Raw genomic sequence first — 17,242 nt, 5'->3', positions numbered from 1 at the left:
ATCTGCTGGGAAGATGGCAGGAGGAAACCCGATCGAGGAGAGCCATGACACTCAAAGAACGCTTGAAGGCAGACGTCGTCGACCACATGAAGGCAGGCAACAAAGTCGCCCTGACTACGGTTCGCAACGTCTTGGGTGAAATCACCACCCGCGAAAAGTCAGGCAAGACGCCGGTAGAGCTCGACGACGCCCAGGTCACCTCGCTGCTGCAGAAGGAAGCCGCGAAGCGGCGCGACACGGCAAGGATCTACACCGAGGCAGGGGAGGCTGACCGTGCGGCGGCCGAAGTCGCAGAGGCCGAGATCATCGAGGCGTACCTTCCCAAAGCGCTCACCCGTGAAGAGGTAGAGGCGATCGTGGACGAGGCCATTAATGCCTTGAAAGCTGAAGGCCAGGAACTCTCCATGCGGTCCATCGGTGCTGTCATGAAGCCTGTTACCGCAAAGGTTGCGGGACGCTTTGATGGCAAGACCGTCAGCGAAATCGTTCGCGCCCGCTTGGCATAGCTGCCACGGGGTCAGTTGACCCCAAGCAGCCACCGCAGAGTGTCAGCGTTGCGCACGGCGTTACCACCGCCGTCGTTGTTGAAGTAGACGTAAACATCCTTGCCGGAGCCGCTCCACTCCCGGATCCTGTCCGCCCACCACCCCAAATCGTCCTCTGAGTAGGAGCCGCCGTAGAGGTGCTGGTGGTCCGGCCCGTGCATGCGGATGTAGACGAACGGGGCGGTGGCGCGGAGGATGCATGGCAGGTTGGCGCCGCTCATGATGCAGTAGGCGGCCTGGTGGCGTTCCAGGAGGGCGTACACATCCGGGTGGTCCCAGCTGTCGTGCCGGAACTCGACGGCGACGCGGATCCAGTGCGGCAGCGCGGCCAGGAAGTAGTCGAGCCGGGCATCATCGCGGGCAAAATCAGGCGGCAACTGCGCCAGCAGGACGGCCCTTTTGTCACCGAGTTCGTGCCAGCAACGCTCGATGCGTTCCACCCATACCTCGGGGCTGTACAGCTTCTTGGCGTGCGTCAGTCCGCGCGGCGCTTTGACGGACATGGCGAATCCCGCCGGCAGCCTTTCCTGCCAACCTGCGAAGGTGGTGTCGCGGGGCCAACGGTAGAAACTGGCATTCAGCTCGACTGTGTTAAATCGAGCTGTGTAGTGGGGCAGGCGTTTGGCGGCGGGCAGGCCCGGGGGATAGAGCACGTTCGCCCAGTGGTCGTAGCTCCAGCCCGATGTGCCGATGTGGATGCCCATGGTGAGGATGGTAGCTGGTTGTTCCTTTGGGGGCAGGTCATGCGCAGTCCGTCCCAGTACTTCGAGTGGGTTCTGAGCCGCGCGCGCTGCCCACCGGGGGCCTTCAGCGGCCGAAGAGCTTCTTGCCCATTTTTGCGAACACACCGGGTTCTTTGGAGGTGTCGATGATTTCCGGTTCGGCAGAGAAGTCGGTGCCGGTGGCGGTGACGGGGAGTCGTTTGTTGGCCCAATCGACTGTTCCGAGTTCCGGGTTGTAGACCGGTGGGGTTACGCCTTCGGCGCGGAACACTCTCCACATCCACTGCGGGATGTTGTCCACTGTGCGCGGGAAGGCTTTGAGGTCTTGAAACAGTGTCAGTGCATCCGCGGGGTGATCCGTTAGGTTGCCTTGGTTGTCTCGCTCGATAAGCTCGATATCAAAGGTCTCCAATTTTCCTCCCCTGTCCGGGTAGAGGTAGACCTTGCAGCTCGTCCAGGTTCCGGCTCCCCGCTCGTAGGACTCGCATTGTACATCTCGAAGCCAGTAGTCCATGGATTGAACGGAAAAATTGAGAAACCCTTCTGCGTAACCCCAGACGCCATTCCGAAGGATGTCTTCAGACCGGCTTGAGCAGGCTTGATGGACGACAGAAGTGCTCACCACCTCTTGGGCGCCGAAGCCCAAGGCGCCTTCTCTGAAAGTTTCACTCCTCAACCGATTGAGGCCCACCTGGACTATTGGACCAGAAATGATTTTGCCAGTGCTCAGCATGACTCCTTAGGGTTTTCGCACAAATTCGGGAGGGTCGGCATGATCTCCGTTGGCATGGGCTCAACCCGACGCTTGTCTGGTCCCGGTTGTTTTTAGCCGCCGAAGAGCTTCTTGCCGATTTTTGCGAAGACGCCGGGTTCTTTGGAGGGGTCGATGATTTCCGGTTCGACGGAGAAGTCGGTGCCGGTGTCGGTGACGGGTAGACGCTTGTTGTCCCAGTCCACAGATTTTAGTTGCTCGTTGTAGACCGGGGGTGACAAGGCTTCCTTACGGAGAGCATCCCACATCCAATCCTGAATATTGCTGAATGTACGAGGGAACGCTAGAAGATCTGCTTTGACGGCCTGTCCAGACGCTGGGCTAGAGGAACTGGCTGGATCGCCGAAAATGCCTCGTGTGAGAATTTCACGATCAAATGCTTCTAGGCGCCCCTCTTGAGACGGGAAGAGGAACACTCTAAATGTCTTCCATGCGCCTACACCGGGGGAATACAGTTCTCGCCTTACTTCCATCAGCCAGTACTCAAGGAGCTCGGCAGGGAAATCAATGTCCCAATCGCGGCCTCCCCATTGGCCTCGGCGGCAAACATCGGTGAACCGCTTCGACGTATCGTAAGACATCAAGGATGTGCTTATAACCTCCTCGGCTCCAGAACCTAGGCCAATATCGGAAAACGTGTGTTCTTGAAGCCGGGCTAGCCCTTTCCGTATTAGCGGGCTTTCAACAACTGAATCTTGCATTTAGAGGCCTCTTTACTTGGGGAGTTCAAGATTGGGGAAGAAGTCATCTTGGGGCAAGTCTCTGTCAAATGAGTGGGAAACTTTGAGCCCGCTTGGCAGCCCGGGTTTTGGCCCGGGGACGGCTTCTACCTTTAGGTGCAAGTCTAGGGGCTGTCCGGTGTCGATGCGGTGGAGGGCTTTTGTCATGAGTTCTCTTTCGAGTTGGAAAAAGGCCTGTGTGTTGGCGGGCACGTTGGGGACTCCGTGGCCTCTGTTTTGGAACATGAGTTGGGCTAGGAGGTTGGCTCCTTCGCCGGGGCCGGCGAAGAGGGAGGCGATGAGGTGGCCGCCGTCGTAGCCGGGTCCGCCGACGCGGAGGCCCGCGAGTATTTGCTGCCATGTGTTCCGGTTGATGTCGCCTTTGAGGAGCCCGGTGATGTGCGCCTCGACGCTCTTGGGCTTGGCGAAGTCATCGGTGATGATCGTGAAGTGGTTCTTGAGACCAGCGTCGGCTGTTGCCACTACGTTGTAGGTGACGTTGGGCATGCGCTTGTTGAGTTCGGCGGACCAGGCACCCTTGACGCCAGCGAAAGTGTCTACGCGTTCGACCCGTCCTGTGGCGTCGGTGTAGAACCTCTCCAGTGTGTCTGCAGTGAGGCCACCTGCGTCGTCCCGCATTTTTGTGCGGTGCTCGACGATGTACTCGGTGTGGGGTTGCAACCCGGTTTTTGCGGCAAAGTTGTCTGCGCGACTCACTGGGAAGAGATCGTGACCATGTCGAAGCAGCACGGTGTTCGCGATCTTTGGGTGCGGCGGGAACGGGTCAGGTGTAACCGCAGGTAGCGCCGTGGATGTGGTGCTGTCCATACGTGCGCCGGAACCGGTCGTCGGGTGCGCGGTGTTCTCGCGGATTCCGGCCGTGACGTTGTCCAGCCGGTTCGGCACCCCTGCCGGTTCCGGATGCAAGGCGGTAGGAAGGTGCGCTTCGGCGTTTCGCAGGCCCTGACCAATGTTGGTAAGGCTATCGGCCGTGGCTCGCTTCAGATCTTGGGCCAGTTCGATGGTGCCCGCCTTGGCAAGGCTGAGCCCAGCCCATCCCGCGGCCCGTGTCTGGGTGAGTCGGTCAAGTATCTTGGCGGTGGTCTCTGGCATGACGAGGTCTGCTACCTTCAGTGCCAGCGACCCTGGCTTGTCCAAGAACATGCTCGTCCGGTGCAACCCATTGGCAGCGTTACCGAGCGCCGATGAGATCCGGCTGAGCCTGGCGCTGTCCATCGTGGCGATGCTCAGTCGTTCAGCTGCCAGGCCGAGCTTTGCGGCGGCTGATCCGGCGACCAGGCCCGCGCCGGTGCCGCCCGCGAGGAGCGAGGCGACGTCGAAGGTGGTGGCGCCCGCGGCGTGCCAGGGGTCGGTGCCCCATTCGTCGTAGTGGATGGTTTCTTTGGCCAGCCCTGCGGTGGTTTGCAGGGCTTGGGCGTCGTGGGCGGTCATGTCTTTGCCGCCGCTGGTGATGACGTTTTTGGTGGTCAGGACAGCACCGCCGAGGGCGAACAGGCTGTGCCAGGCGAGGGCTTGTTTGATGCGGTCGGTGGTGCCCAGTAGGGTGTGCAGGCCTTGGCCGGCACCGATCAGGGAGCTGACAAATCCTTGGCCCGCGGAGCCGAGGCCTCCCAGGCGCAGGGACACGTTCGGTGGACCCCAGGGCAGGTCGGGGAGTTTCTCGTCGGTTCCGAAGAAGTGCTGGACGTGGTTGAACGCGTTGGAGAGCAGGTCGGTGGAGTTGTTGAGGTTGGACCGTGGGATCCTCGCGGCGGTGTATTTTTGCCCGCAGGTCAGGGCGCTCAGTTCGGTGGCGCAGGCCGCGTCCGAGTCGAGGATGGCTTGGGCCAGGGCGCTGGCTTTGTCCATGGTCTCGCGGTGCTGATCGACGATGTGCAGGACTGATTGCCAGTTATCGTTGCCCAGGATGGTGGCATCCAGTGCCTGGATGTCGGCGCGGAGGGTATTGATGCGCTGTTTCAGTTCCCTGGCCCGGTCCGCGTACGCGCTCAGCACGGTCGCGGCTTTCCCGGTCAAGGCAGCCAGGTCCCGGGACTGGGTGAACACCGGGCCGAAGCCGGCCAGGACTTGCCCGGCCTCGGGGGCTTCGTAAACACCCGAAAGCCCGGCCCAGGACCGTGCAGCGTCATTGATCCCGGAATGGACCGCTTCGCCGGAGGTGGCCAGGGCACGGGCTTGGCTGTCCAGAGCCTCAGGGTCCGGCAGCGGAGGCAACCCGTCCACACTGATCCCCGACGGGCCCCCAGCAGGGGTACAGACATCGGTGAAGTCCACGCTCATGAGAAATTCTTTCCTTCCAACGCCCCGGGAGATTATTGGAGCCCGCTGCGGGGGCCGTGCACGGTCGCAGCCGAGGCGGCGGCGGTGGAGGCCATGGCCAGGTCGCCGTTGGCGTAATGGCTGATCGCCTCGGATGTTCCGGTCAGGACAGCGGTGCTGCGCTCCATCACGGCCTTGGTGGCAGGGACCATCCCGGTCTCTACCAACGCCCCGAGTGCTTCCTGGACCTGGGCGGACGGGACGGCCCCGGCAATGCCCTCGACCGCGGTCTGCATCTTCGCCAACGGGGCATCCAACCCTGCGACAGAGGCCGCGGTCGTCGAGATCACGGCCCTAGCCGCGGCGACGTCGATGTTCCAGACAGCCATGATCGAGAAGCCGGGGGTTAGCCGATGCTCTGCACGGCGTTGCGGGCAGAGGTCGCGGCGGTGGTGGCGGTTTCGTCGTTCTGGCCCAGGGTGGTGCGGACGAGGGTGATGATGGCTTTGACTTCGTCGGCGGCGTTGTTCCAGCGGGTTTCGACGGTCTGGTATTCGGTGTCGACGCCGTCGGCGCGGAAGTCGGCCATGGCCTGGTTGACGTCGGTTTGGCGGGCCGCGATGAGGGACTCGAGTTGCGCGGCGAGGCCTTGGATGTCGGATTGGACCTGGGCGGAGATGTTGGTGTCGTAGGCGATGCGGTTGGTGGTCATGGGTTAGGCCCGTCCTTGGAAGCGTGCGGCGTCGAAGTTCGCGGCGCCTTCGGAGCGGCGCGCGTTATCGGAGGCGTTCAGGTCGCCTTGGGTGAAGGCGGTGTTCATTCCGGACTGGCCGGTGACGATCGCCGCCAGGGCGGTGTTCAGTTCGGACGCGACGAGGTCGGAGCGGTTTTTGAAGGCGTCGAACGCGGCTTTGCCCGCGCCGCTGAATTTGCCTTCGAGCGGGGTGACGGCGTCGACGAAGCGGCGGACCAGGGCGCCGAGGTCCTGGTGGGAGGCGTCGGTTTGTTTGTTCAGGTGGCTGAGCGTTTCGGCGCCCATGTCGAAGATGGCCATGCGTTCCCCCAAGGGTTGATCATCGGTCGTGGCGGTGCCGGAGCACCTTAACAGCATCCTGAAAACCGTTTATTAAGTCCAGTCGATGCACTAACAGGTGTTGAATCCTTTATGACGGGCCGGTCACACGCCGGATGGTCCGGCGAGCTGTCCGACCGGAACCAAGCATGCCCCACACCACCGACACTAGGTGGCGGAACAGCCAAACTAGGGGGTGAAAAGGCCCAATCTAGGTGCTGAAACCGCCAAAATGAGTGCTCACCAGTCACCATCTAGGTATTAGCGGGACAATACCGACCACACGCTCCCTTCCAACGAAGTGCATGCGGCAGCCCGTGTAAACCTTCCCATCCAATCGGATGCTAGGGTCTGGACGGTAATTTAGTCGGTGCCGTGGATTAGGGTTGGTGCCACAATGACGCCGTACAGGAGCCTGATTGGGGAGGCCACATGGCTGAAGACTACGATTCCCGCCTGCTCGAGTCTGCGCGGGTCAGGAAGCATAGGCTCGATGATTCCGTCCTTTTTGGACGGAATCATCAGGAGCGTACTTACGCGACGGCGACGACGAGGTTGATGCAGTCGCTGCTCATTGCCGCGCTCATCGCCGCGATCTGTGTGGGCTTCAGCTTTGTCCAGCATCTGCTCAGCGAACAGGCGGCCAAACAAACAGTGCCGACCGCATCGGTATCTCTCTCCAAAGGAACCCTATGAGCACGGCCTTAAGCCGGGTCACGGTCATCGCGGCCCACCGCCACCTCGATGTACGGCTCCCGTCCGATGAACCCATCGCCTGGTTGATGCCGCAGATCCTGGACCTGATGCATGAGGACAGCGACGCCGGACCAGCCAGCAGCACGGGCACGGTACTGCTCACTTCCTACGCGCTGACCACCAGTTTGGGTGTCACTTTGGAGAGTGCCACGACGCTCCGTGAGGCAGGCATCTCCGACGGTTCCATGCTGTACCTGCGCGAGGAACGCGATGTTCCGGCCGCCCCGGATGTGTACGATGTTCCGTCCTTCGCTGCGGAATCAACCGAACGGCTCCCGGCATTGTGGACCGGACCATTGAGGGCTGTAGGTCTGTCCACGGTTGCTGGACTGCTGATGGCCGCCGCGGGTTCTTCGTTTGTGATGGTTCTGCGTGGAACAGGAAACAAGAGTGCCGCCCTGATCGGCATTGCGATCGCCGCCGGCCTGATGATCGCCGGTTCCCTGACAGGACGTACACGATCCGTACCGGCGGGTCTGGCACTGGTGTTTGCAGGCTTGGCGACCGCCGCGTCAGCGGGTTTCCTCGTGGCTCCGTTCGCCACCGGCGCGCTGCTCCTGTCGGCCGCGTTGGTGACGGCCTTGGCTGCCTCAGCTGTGGCCACAGGAAAATATGTGCCGTTCCTCGCCAGCGGGGGTTTGCTCCTCACCCTCGGAGGTTTGTGGGCGGTGCTGGGCTTCAGTACCAGGGACCAGCCGCTGTCGGCAGGCATCACGGCTATCGCGGCCATTTTCGCGCTCGGAGTCGCGCCCCGTCTGGCGACCGTGCTCACCGGACTGAGCGGGCTGGACGACGACCAACGCCAGGGCAAGCGGATCACCCGCAGCACAACCCTGGACGCCATCCACGCCGCTCACGCCACCTTAACTGGCTGGACCTTGACCGCAGCGGCGGTTGCCGGCGTCGCCGTCGTGGTTGTTGCAACTGCGAAGGACCGGCCCGTCTGGGCCGTCCTGTTATCGGTTGCGCTGCTGGGTGCCTTGACCTTCCGCGGCCTTGCGCTGCCCCTGGCTGCGCAACGGGCTGGCCTCTACATCGCCGCTGCCGGCGGATGTTGGGGCGCAATCCAGGTCTTTGCTTTGGCCACCAAGCAACCGCTGCTCCTCGTTATCGCTGCACTCCTGGCCGGACTGGTGCTCCTTGCCGCGGTCCTTAAGGTCCGCGATCAGGCCGCTGCCCGGCTCCGTGTCATCGCAGCGCGCATCGAACTCATGTGCGTCCTCGCCACCATTCCGCTGGTACTGGGACTCTCCGGTGCCTACACACAACTAGGACAAACTTTTGGCTGAACAACCGCGCTCCGGTTTCCCCCTCGGCGAATCGTTGGCTGACCCGCCACGTCAGGAAACTGTCGGGATGAGAACAAGCACGGCGCCGTCCCGCGGCTTCCCGGGGATGGGCGCCAATGCGCCGCTGCTGCCGCCGTCGAATCCTTCTGTCCCGCAGCCCCCAGCGGCGCCAGCTGGTCCAGTACGGAAAAGCGGCGACACCTGGTGGGAGCGGCTCCGGTTTGAGGTGACAGACGCCGTGACTTCCGGCGCGCTGTCCGAGCGCTTGATCCGTGCGAGTTCAGCGGTTGAAGCTCCCATCACTACCGGTCGGCGCATCGTGGTTCTCGGAACGGCCGGGGGAGCGGGAACCACCACCGTGACAGCGTTGCTTGCAAGACTGCTGGGCAGTATCCGGCAGGAACCGGTTATTGCCGTGGACGCGACCGACCACTACGGAAGCCTCTTGCAGTACCTGGGGGCAGCGCACTCGACGCCGCTGACTGCGCTGATGCAGCAGTTCCGCACCCAGCCCGTCCGCATTTTGCCCGACGCCGTAAGCAATGCCGCTGCCTGTGGAAACCAGGTGTTCGCCACCGGTCGCTCCGACGTACCCGCCCTGGCCGATGCCCCCATTGCCTTGCAGGAGTGGACAGATGTTTCGTCGACCTTGTCGCGTTTCATGTCGGTGACGGTTGTCGACGGCGGGAGCTCGCCCTTGTCACGTCACGCGGCTGCGTTGCTGGCTACTGCCCACGCAGTGGTGCTGGTTTCGCCTCCAGGCAATCCCGAGGCAAGCAAGGCCGCCTCCATCCGGGATTCCCTGGCCAAGGAGTTCCCGGATGTACAGCAGGTCCCTGTCGTAGTCCGTTCCCGGCAGAACCATGATCTGGCAACTGCCGGTGACGCCTTTCCCTTTGACCGGCATCTGGCCGAAGGCGGCACCCTGCAACTGAGGCGGCTGGGCTTCCGTTCCCGGATCGCCGCCACCGAACTAACAGGCAAGGCCCTGATGGCCGCCAACAGGGCATAGGCAGATATGACAACGCGAATCGTTCATCGTCCTGCCCGGACCACTCTTCCCGAGAGGATACCTGAAGCCGCGCAGTTGGATGCGCCGCCGCAGCTGGCCGGGGGAGCGGGCGGGATGAACCTGCTTGCATTGGTACCGATGTTGGGTGCCGCAACGTCGGTGACCGTCATGATGCTTTTCCGTGGATCATCGCTGGCGGGCATTGGGGCGATCATGATGGTTGCCACTGTCCTGGCGTCGGTGGTGCTCATGTTCTCCCAGCGCGGCAAGGCCACACGGCAAAGGGCAACCAAGCGCCGTTTGTACATGGATTACCTTCGGCGCCGCCGTGCGGATTTCGAGGCAGAGGAGCACCTGGCCAGAGTGGCGGCCAACGCTGCCCACCCGCCGGTCGACCGCCTCGTACAGCGGGTAGTGAATGATCCACACCGGCTCTGGGAGCGACGCCGGACCAGCCCGGACTTCCTCGTGACGCGCTTCGGTACCGGCAGCGTTCCCCGCAGGCCCATCATGGTGCAGGACAGCGGTGATGCCGTGGAGCGTCCGGACGCCTTCATGCTTTCCGAAGCCGAACAGCTTCGCCAGCGTTTCGGCACCAACCCGGACATGCCGTTGACTCTGCCGTTGGCCGCGGTGTCGGACGTCTCCATTGTGGGAGACCGGGAGACGGCTCTGATGGTGTGCCGCAGCCTGGTCTGCCAGCTGGTCTCGGCACAATCACCTGAGGACGTTGAACTGGCGATTGTCGTGGACGACCCTGAGCTGGCGGAATGGGAATGGACCAAATGGTTGCCCCATCTCCAAGACAGGGGAACCCTGCGCAGGGCGGGATCCCCAGCCGAACTGGCTGGCCTGCTGGAAAATTCCATGGGAGCGAGGCTGACGGCCCTGAGCAGTGCTGCCCGGAACTTCCAACAAGTCCCGGCAGACGCCCTTCCCCGTCTCATCATCATCTCCGACCTGCCGGGCAGGAACGCCGGCAATATGCCGGGCGTTCCTGCGGACCTTCCCTTGTCCAAGCTCGCTGTGACCCGTATCCACCTCTTGGCAGAGCAGCAGCACGAGCCGGAGCGGGTCGACCTCCGTCTGGTGGTCTCCCCAGAGGCATTGACCATGGAAGCAACCGCCACCGGACAGGTCACGCATGGCGTGGCAGACCACGTGTCTGCTGTGGTGGCTGAATCTGTAGCCAGGGCGTTGGCCCCGCTGCGCTTGTCAGAGCTGTCCCACGAATTTGGAGAGCACAAGTCCTCGCGCAGCTACGCCGAAGCACTAGGCCTCTCCGACTACACGGCCGAGGCCATGCTTGAGCTGTGGAAGAGCCAACGAGGGCCTGATTTCCTCCGGATGGCCATCGGAGAAGATGAAGACGGAACGCCCGTCCACCTCGACCTGAAAGAACCCGCCCAGCAAGGCATGGGACCCCACGGTCTCTGCGTCGGCGCAACGGGATCAGGTAAGTCCGAGTTGCTGCGGACAATCGTTCTTTCCCTGATCGCCACCCACTCGCCAGAGGATCTCAACATGGTCCTGGTGGACTACAAAGGCGGCGCGACGTTCGCTCCTTTTGAAGACGCGCCGCATGTGGCAGGCCTGGTGACAAACCTGGTCAGCGACGCCAGCCTGGTGGACAGGATCTATTCCAGTCTGGCCGGGGATGTGAAGCGGCGGCAGGAACTGCTGAAAAACGGTGGCGACTTCGCGCACATCAACGATTACCGCAACGCCCGCCGCAGGAACCCTGACAACCCTGTGCTAGCCGAACCGTTGCCCTACCTCTTTGTCTGCATCGATGAATTCGGTGAGCTCCTCACCGCCCGCGCGGACTTCATCGACCTGCTGCTGTCCATCGGCAGGATCGGCCGTTCCATCGGCATCCATCTGCTTCTGGCCTCCCAGAAAGTGGAGCAAGGCATGCTCCGTGGCCTGGACACCTACCTCGCCTACCGGATAGCGCTCCACACCAACTCTGAAAGCGAAAGCCGGAGCATCATTGACGTCCCGGATGCCTACCACCTGTCCAGCACCCCCGGGCACGGCATCCTCAAAGTGGACACCACCGTCTTCAAAAGGTTCCGTGCAGCTTACGTTTCCGGGGCGTTGCCTTCGCAGGATGACGACGCCGTCCCTGCCGTTGCGGAGGCCGTCCCAGTGCGGCCGTTCAGCCTGGCTGAACAAACGGGCACTACGCTCCCTGACCTGGTCCCGGCGAGGGGCACCGTAGTCGATGCCACGCAGTCCCCGGACCAGGCCGACAGCGCAACCATTTTGTCCGCCGTCGTGGGTTTCGCCGCCGGGCAGCCGCGTCTGACGCAACCCGTGTGGCTCCCGCCCCTGCCCGAGGCTGTCTCGCTGGCCGGGACGGGTGCGTCCTTGGACCTCACCTCTACCGGCCCCAGGCTCGCCCAACCACGGTACTTAAGTCCCGCCGTCGGGATCCTGGACGACCCCGCCCGGCAGTGGCAGGGGCCATGGCATCTTGATCTGACAGCCCGGGGTGGCAACCTCGCGGTCATTGGCGCACCTCAGAGCGGTAAGTCGACGGCGCTGCGTACCATTGCGGCGTCGCTGGCCTTGAGCCACCGGGTGGAGGACGTCAACATCTACGCGGTGGACCTCCTCGGAAACGCGCTGGCTGGCCTATCGGCACTCCCGCACTGCAGCGGTGTGGCTGGTCGCGGCAACCGGGAGTTGCTCCGACGGACCATCGAAGAAGTCCAAGGCCTCTTGAATGCCCGACAGGCAGAGTTCGATCATCACAAACTGGACTCACTCCAAGCGATGCGCGCTTTGCGTTCCAGGGGTGGGCTGGACGGGTTGGGCTGCACGGACGCCTTTCTTTTCATCGACGGCTTCGGAAGCCTGACCTCGGAATTTCCTGAACTGGAAGAGGCCGTACACGACGTCATGACCCGCGGCAGCACCTTGGGCGTCCACGTGATCGTGAGCATGCGGAACTGGTCCGAGGTCAGGATGTCGAGGCAGTCGCTGCTGGGAACCAGGATCGAGCTGCATATCGCGGATCCTGCCGACTCCCTCGACCGGCGACTCGCCACCACGCTGGGTGCCAACAGGCCTGGCCGGGCCCTGACCATGGACAAAACGATCGGGCATTTCTCCCTTCCGTCCCTGGCTGCGAGCCCCGATCGTGATAACACAGGGCAGGAACTCTCGGAGCTGGCCGCGGTGCTGCAGAAGTACGCCACGACCATCGCGCCTCCTGTACGCGTCCTGCCTGGCCTGGCGCGGCTTCCGGATGGACACGTGAGCTCCCGCGGCAGCATAGCGCTGGGGGTGCGGGAGCACGACGCCGGCATGGAGAACCTCGATCTGTTCGGCGTCGACAGGGCAGCGGTGATCCTCGGAGACCCCGAAACCGGCCGGACCAACCTGCTGCGGACGGTGGCCTCGCAGTTGATGGGTAGCTATGCGCCGGGGGAATTGGCCTTTGCTGTGTTCGACCCGCGACAACAGTTGCAGGACTTCATTCCGGAGGCGTACCTGGGTGAATATGCTGCGAACGGACAGCGGGCGGCGCAGCTGGCTGAATTTGTTGCCGGCCAGGCCCAGGAGCGCTTGGGCGATGGCAGCAGCATGCCGGTCCGCACCCCGCGAATAGTTCTGTTGGTGGATGACTACGACATTCTCGCCGCCACCGGCAACCAGCCGCTGCGCGCATTGGCAAGCTATCTCCCCTCCGGAGCCGACATCGGCCTTTTTGCCGTGGTTACCAGCAGGACAACGGGCAGCGGCATGATGATGCACGACCCCTTCATCGCCAGTCTGCGGGCCGCCGGCGCACCTGTCATCATGTTCTCGGGGGACCGCTCAGAAGGAGTGATAGCCAATGGTGAGCGGCCCGTCCCGCTTCCCACCGGACGGGCCCGGATTCTGCGTACAAGCCGCCCACCCGTGACCGTTCAGACCTTCCATTACGACTACGAGGTTGCATCCCATGAGCTATGACTTTCACTTGATTTGTGATCAGGATCCGCGGGAAGGCCGGTTTTCCTACGCATGTGGAGAATTCGAGAACAAATTCCAACTGGTTGCTGCGAAAGGCTCCGAGAAACTGATCGTGAACCTGGCAGGGGAGGACCTGGGGTTGATCAGCGCTCCCTTGCAGGTGCCGAACCCCGAAGTGCGGCGGATATTCGGTGATGAGGTGGCCCGGCAGATCGGCGGTGACGGGTGGGTATCCGAGGTCAACTGCCCTTACGACAAGGACACCGCCGAAGCCGTTCGGGCCTTCCTCATGATTACCGTGATCGGCACCAAGGGAGTCCTGATTGATCCGCAGTCCAATGAGGTCATCAACGCGGAATGGGGATCATGACTTCCCTGCCCTTGGTCCCCGTAATGACTCCTGCCGGACGCGCCTGGCTAAGCGGGACGCTGCACAGGGACCTGCAGCAGGCCGCATTTGAAGCGGCAGGGAAAGGCATTCCGGCACTGCAGACGCCTGCCGATGCGACCGCCAGCTACCCCTTGGTGGCCTTCCTCAAGGCCGCAGGATTGCCGTGGGTTGTGGAAGGACCCGACGGCGCGTTGCTTGATGCCTTTGAGGCGAGCGGCGCACCCCAGCCGAGCCCCGCCGTCGTGATGTATGGCAGTGTGCTGCACGCTGCCACCGGCGACCTGGTGCTGGGCGCCTTTACCTCCGGGATGTTGGCAGCGGCCGGGTGCGCTCCCGAATACATGGGTTTCGCGGAGCCGCTGCAGGAGCCTTGGAATCCGGAGCTGCTGACCGCCAGGCTACGAGAGAAGATGCCCCTGGCAATCGGACTTCTGTCGGGGAACGGAAGTGCCGGAGTCCTGTCCGCCTACCGTAGTGAAGCCGGTGTGGTGGAGTCCTTCGACGTGTTGGTGGCGGCACACCCCGGTATGTCTCCAGCCGGGCGGGAGCGGCTGGAGGTGGCGGCAGTGCAGGCCAACGCACAGGAGTTCGGAATCGACCTTCATTTCGGCGCCGCAGGGCTCAGCATACCTGTGGGCGGAGACGGATTCAGGGTGCCGCAACTGCTGGTACTCGGGCCGACGCTCCATCAGGGACCAGATGGGCATGCCGGCGCTGATACCGAAATCCTCGGAACCGCGCCGTTCCAGCATTTGGCTATCCGGTACCCGGAGTCATCCTCCTGGGATGGTGGAACGGCCCGCCGATTGCAGCTGCAGGCTTTGGGTCCGGCCCGCGCTGGCTAGTCCATTCGGGTTCTAAACGTAGCCGTCAACAATCCCAGCTGCGATCTCTTTGTACGCCCGGCGGGTGCTGGCAGCGATCTTGTCCAGTGAGATGCGGTCGCCGTCTGCGACGCCGCGGTCGTGCGGCACAGTGATGAGTTGACGGCAGAATCCCGCCAGGTGTTCTTCGATGGCCCGCTTGTTCACGCGGCTGGATACCTGGTCCTTGTCCGTAACCACCACTATGGCGTTCCTGGCGAGGTTCTCGTAGCCATGATCGGCCAACCATTGCAGCGTATTGCGGGCGCGCTTGGCGCCGCTCACTGCATAGCCGGATGCGATGACCAAGTTGGTAGCCTCCGGGAGGACGCCAGCCATGGCCGGGTGTGAAACGCCTGTGCCGCAGTCGGTGAGAGTCACCGAGTAGTACTGGGACACCAACTTCTTGATCTTCAAATACTCCTCGGCTGTCAGGGCATCGGACAAGGCGGGATCTTGCTCGCCGGCCACAAGATGCAACCTGTTGGCGTGATGCATGTAGTCAGTGAGCATGGTCAAAGAATTGATCTGGTCGATGTCGCGGACGATGTCCGTAATGGTGCGCGGTTTGACCTTCTGGTAGAGCATTTCGCCGAGGGCGCGCTCTGCGAGGTCGCCGCTGTCAGGGTTCGCGTCGATGGCGCACGGGTGGTCACCACGGTACTCGGCGAGGATCATGCCCACGCCTACCGTGGTGGATGTCTTGCCAATGCCGCCCTTGAGGCTGAGGATGGCGGTGTTGAAACTTCCCGAGAGCGGGCGGGCGATCCTGCGTTCCAGCTCGGCCTCGTTCTGGTCCTTGGCGCTGGGGCCGAGGTTCAGCAAGCCGCCGGTTGCCGAGTACAGGGCGCCCCGAATTCCGCTGGTGGGGCGCGGCTTGTCCGGCCGGACGAATTGGGTCTCCAAATGAGATGAGCCATAAGCGGTGTTTGCCGCGGCTGCCACTACTGGGGGCCTTGATGGTGCCGCTGGCGAGCCCGCTGTACCTGGGAAACCATTCACGGCCTCCGCGCGGCCGTCCTGGTGAACGTGAAACCGGCCCTGCTGCCCCTTGACGTGGTCGATTGCGTCGGCAAGCACCGGCGCCCCGGACGCCTTGGCGTAGTCTGCGAGAACAGCGATTGCCGCCGAGTAGGGATCGATTCCGTCCGGCGGGGAGATGGCCTCTCCGCCTACAGTTACCCTGCCGTCCGCGAACACTTCGACACGTGTGGGCCCCAGTTCCATCGTTGTACCCTTCGATATTCCGCTGTGCATCGTAGTGACGCTCTCCAACCAGTGATACTAGCCGGGGTAAGCAGGGCGGGTCATGTCACGTCTGCTGCGGAGGCACTTTCAACTTGGACGTGAGCGGCCCGTCTGCTTATGACGCTCAGGACTACGTGTGACTGTAAATCACGCGCCAATACCCGGGAAAGTTCTCTTGGACGGCCGCGAAAAGGTCCTGGTGATCCCACCCGTAAAGGGCAAGCGCCAGGTTGCCCCGCGCCACCCGGGAGTTTTCATCAGCGAAATCAAGAACAGGCTTTTCTTCGCCGCACGAGTCGCAGGCGACGTTTGGCTGCGTCTCAAGTGTCCAACCACTCTCGGACCAGTCGCTGTACGCCTCAAAGAGGATGTCTTCGTCCAGAATCTCCCGGCACTCCGGGCAGGGGGGTGGGGTGAAGTTCTCGCCCATCGAGTAGCCGTTACGGCCATGAATGAGTGTCAGGTTACTGGTGGGCAGCGCGTGCCCGTTTTCGAGCGGTCGTGGACCGGGTGCGAGGCATAGCCCCTCAACCCAGTCGGGCTCTCGTTCGGCGCCGGCCCATCCTCTGGTTTCGAGCCAGCCCTTCAGCCTCGGCACAGCGCTCTGCGCTTCCGTTGCAGAAACGGATAAGTTCACCAGGTACCACATGTGCAAGCCCACGGCTCGGCCCCCAACAAATAGATTATTTGTCTGGATACTACCCAGTCCGAGTCGCCGCAGCTAAGCGCTAATGCCTGTTTACCGCCCTCCGGAGGTCCTCGCCATCAGCGCGCGGAGGTCATCGGCAACCTTTGCTACTTCCCGCTGGCGTGCGCTGCGGGGCGTCCTTGTCCCGTGGGTTGACGACCGTGGCGCCTGTGTGGCGGCGCGGGAGGGGCGGTGGATCTGGGGATCACGCACGGGCTGGACGTCAACAGTGACGGTGCCCTGCAAGGGATCGTGGAAGAGAGGGAAGCTCATGATCCCTGATCCTGACACAACCCGACGAGCGCCGAAATGGACAATCGCATACCGACTTCAGGAGTGGCTGTGCAACTGTCCATGAGTGCAGTGGATGAGCATTAACGCCGCCGGCTCAAAGAAGCCGCACGCGAGCTTCTACCCCCACAGCGCCTTCTTCAACAGCGCCCTCAGTTGAGCGTTCTCTTCCTCGTTCAGCGCAGCGAGCTGTGTTTGCTCGCACACCTCGAGCGCAGCCCGCGCCTTGTTGTGGATCCGCCGGCCCTCTGACGTGGAGACGATGATCTTCGCACGCCGGTCCTGCTTGCCCTGAGCCCTTTTCACCAAGCCGCGGTGCTCAAGATCATCCACCAGGCTGACCACTTGGCTGGGGTCGAGGCTGAGGAAATCGGCAAGCTCGCGTTGGGTTGGCTCCAGCCCGCTGCAGGCCAAAGTCAACACCGAGAAGGACCTCTCGCGGAGCCCGTAGTCCGCCAGTGCCTTGTTGTTCAGGAGGGACCCGGTGGCGTGCAGCTTGGCGAGCAGCAGCCCCACATCGCTGCCGATTTTGGCCTCGGCCAGGCGCGGGGTTTCCACTTCGGTGCTTTGCAGGCCCATGACAACTCCAATAGTAATGAAAAACAATCGTTGACTTTCTCAATGATCC

General features: G+C 62.7%; 18 protein-coding genes. 7 read left to right on the top strand and 11 right to left on the bottom strand.

What is annotated here, in order from left to right; translation table 11 throughout:
• Window positions 1–44 precede the first annotated feature (44 nt).
• Window positions 45–506: a GatB/YqeY domain-containing protein gene (locus tag ACFVSI_RS15425; protein ID WP_387825338.1), complete on the top strand. Its 462-nt coding sequence runs from the start codon at window positions 45–47 to the stop codon at window positions 504–506.
• Between the two features lie 11 nt (window positions 507–517).
• Here ACFVSI_RS15425 and ACFVSI_RS15420 read toward each other — a convergent pair whose 3' ends face one another.
• The 7 genes from ACFVSI_RS15420 to ACFVSI_RS15390 all read right to left on the bottom strand — a co-directional run bounded on the left by ACFVSI_RS15420 (window position 518) and on the right by ACFVSI_RS15390 (window position 6,092).
• Complete coding sequence (locus ACFVSI_RS15420; protein ID WP_387825335.1) at window positions 518–1,249, bottom strand: DUF72 domain-containing protein; 732 nt, start codon at window positions 1,247–1,249, stop codon at window positions 518–520.
• Window positions 1,250–1,352: 103 nt separating this feature from the next.
• Window positions 1,353–2,000 (bottom strand): hypothetical protein, encoded by a 648-nt coding sequence (locus ACFVSI_RS15415; RefSeq protein ID WP_387825332.1) that lies wholly within the window; start codon window positions 1,998–2,000, stop codon window positions 1,353–1,355.
• A gap of 92 nt (window positions 2,001–2,092) precedes the next feature.
• On the bottom strand, window positions 2,093–2,620 hold the full coding sequence (locus tag ACFVSI_RS15410; protein WP_377549607.1) for a hypothetical protein: 528 nt from the start codon (window positions 2,618–2,620) through the stop codon (window positions 2,093–2,095).
• Window positions 2,621–2,752: 132 nt separating this feature from the next.
• Complete coding sequence (locus tag ACFVSI_RS15405) at window positions 2,753–5,059, bottom strand: DNA/RNA non-specific endonuclease (protein WP_387825329.1); 2,307 nt, start codon at window positions 5,057–5,059, stop codon at window positions 2,753–2,755.
• Window positions 5,060–5,091: 32 nt separating this feature from the next.
• Window positions 5,092–5,427 carry a DUF6507 family protein gene (locus ACFVSI_RS15400; protein ID WP_387825326.1) on the bottom strand — a complete coding sequence of 112 codons (336 nt, stop codon included), beginning with the start codon at window positions 5,425–5,427 and terminating at the stop codon, window positions 5,092–5,094.
• A 17-nt stretch (window positions 5,428–5,444) separates the two neighbouring features.
• The gene (locus tag ACFVSI_RS15395; RefSeq protein ID WP_387825323.1) at window positions 5,445–5,750 is read right to left on the bottom strand and encodes a pore-forming ESAT-6 family protein; all 306 of its coding nucleotides are present in this window, start codon (window positions 5,748–5,750) and stop codon (window positions 5,445–5,447) included.
• Window positions 5,751–5,753: 3 nt separating this feature from the next.
• A complete protein-coding gene (locus ACFVSI_RS15390) occupies window positions 5,754–6,092 on the bottom strand; it encodes a hypothetical protein (protein ID WP_387825320.1) in 339 nt (112 codons plus the stop codon).
• A 450-nt stretch (window positions 6,093–6,542) separates the two neighbouring features.
• Here ACFVSI_RS15390 and ACFVSI_RS15385 point away from each other — a divergent pair, with 450 nt between their 5' ends.
• The 6 genes from ACFVSI_RS15385 (at window position 6,543) to ACFVSI_RS15360 (ending at window position 14,369) form a co-directional block, all read left to right on the top strand.
• On the top strand, window positions 6,543–6,806 hold the full coding sequence (locus tag ACFVSI_RS15385; protein ID WP_387825318.1) for a hypothetical protein: 264 nt from the start codon (window positions 6,543–6,545) through the stop codon (window positions 6,804–6,806).
• Window positions 6,803–8,155, top strand: a complete 1,353-nt coding sequence (gene eccD, locus ACFVSI_RS15380; protein WP_387825317.1) for a type VII secretion integral membrane protein EccD — start codon at window positions 6,803–6,805, stop codon at window positions 8,153–8,155. Before ACFVSI_RS15385 ends, eccD begins: the two co-directional genes overlap by 4 nt.
• A 67-nt stretch (window positions 8,156–8,222) precedes the next feature.
• A complete protein-coding gene (locus tag ACFVSI_RS15375) occupies window positions 8,223–9,167 on the top strand; it encodes a hypothetical protein (RefSeq protein ID WP_387825315.1) in 945 nt (314 codons plus the stop codon).
• A 6-nt stretch (window positions 9,168–9,173) separates the two neighbouring features.
• Window positions 9,174–13,133, top strand: a complete 3,960-nt coding sequence (gene eccCa, locus ACFVSI_RS15370) for a type VII secretion protein EccCa (protein ID WP_387825313.1) — start codon at window positions 9,174–9,176, stop codon at window positions 13,131–13,133.
• A complete protein-coding gene (locus ACFVSI_RS15365; protein ID WP_387825311.1) occupies window positions 13,123–13,503 on the top strand; it encodes a hypothetical protein in 381 nt (126 codons plus the stop codon). Before eccCa ends, ACFVSI_RS15365 begins: the two co-directional genes overlap by 11 nt.
• Window positions 13,500–14,369 (top strand): DUF6177 family protein, encoded by an 870-nt coding sequence (locus ACFVSI_RS15360; RefSeq protein ID WP_387825310.1) that lies wholly within the window; start codon window positions 13,500–13,502, stop codon window positions 14,367–14,369. Before ACFVSI_RS15365 ends, ACFVSI_RS15360 begins: the two co-directional genes overlap by 4 nt.
• A 12-nt stretch (window positions 14,370–14,381) precedes the next feature.
• Here ACFVSI_RS15360 and ACFVSI_RS15355 read toward each other — a convergent pair whose 3' ends face one another.
• The 4 genes from ACFVSI_RS15355 to ACFVSI_RS15340 form a co-directional block, all read right to left on the bottom strand.
• Window positions 14,382–15,614 (bottom strand): MinD/ParA family protein, encoded by a 1,233-nt coding sequence (locus ACFVSI_RS15355; RefSeq protein ID WP_387825308.1) that lies wholly within the window; start codon window positions 15,612–15,614, stop codon window positions 14,382–14,384.
• A 151-nt stretch (window positions 15,615–15,765) separates the two neighbouring features.
• Window positions 15,766–16,284, bottom strand: coding sequence for a hypothetical protein (locus ACFVSI_RS15350; protein ID WP_387825306.1), 519 nt, complete (start codon window positions 16,282–16,284; stop codon window positions 15,766–15,768).
• Window positions 16,285–16,374: 90 nt separating this feature from the next.
• Complete coding sequence (locus ACFVSI_RS15345; protein ID WP_387825304.1) at window positions 16,375–16,596, bottom strand: hypothetical protein; 222 nt, start codon at window positions 16,594–16,596, stop codon at window positions 16,375–16,377.
• 138 nt (window positions 16,597–16,734) lie between these two features.
• A complete protein-coding gene (locus ACFVSI_RS15340) occupies window positions 16,735–17,193 on the bottom strand; it encodes a MarR family winged helix-turn-helix transcriptional regulator (RefSeq protein WP_144662785.1) in 459 nt (152 codons plus the stop codon).
• Between the last annotated feature and the right edge of the window lie 49 nt (window positions 17,194–17,242).

The sequence above is a fragment of the Paenarthrobacter sp. NPDC057981 genome (genome assembly GCF_042886835.1).
Lineage (GTDB): Bacteria > Actinomycetota > Actinomycetes > Actinomycetales > Micrococcaceae > Arthrobacter.
Note: the sequence above shows the minus strand (reverse complement) of the source record. Positions and strands in the feature narration are given on the sequence as shown.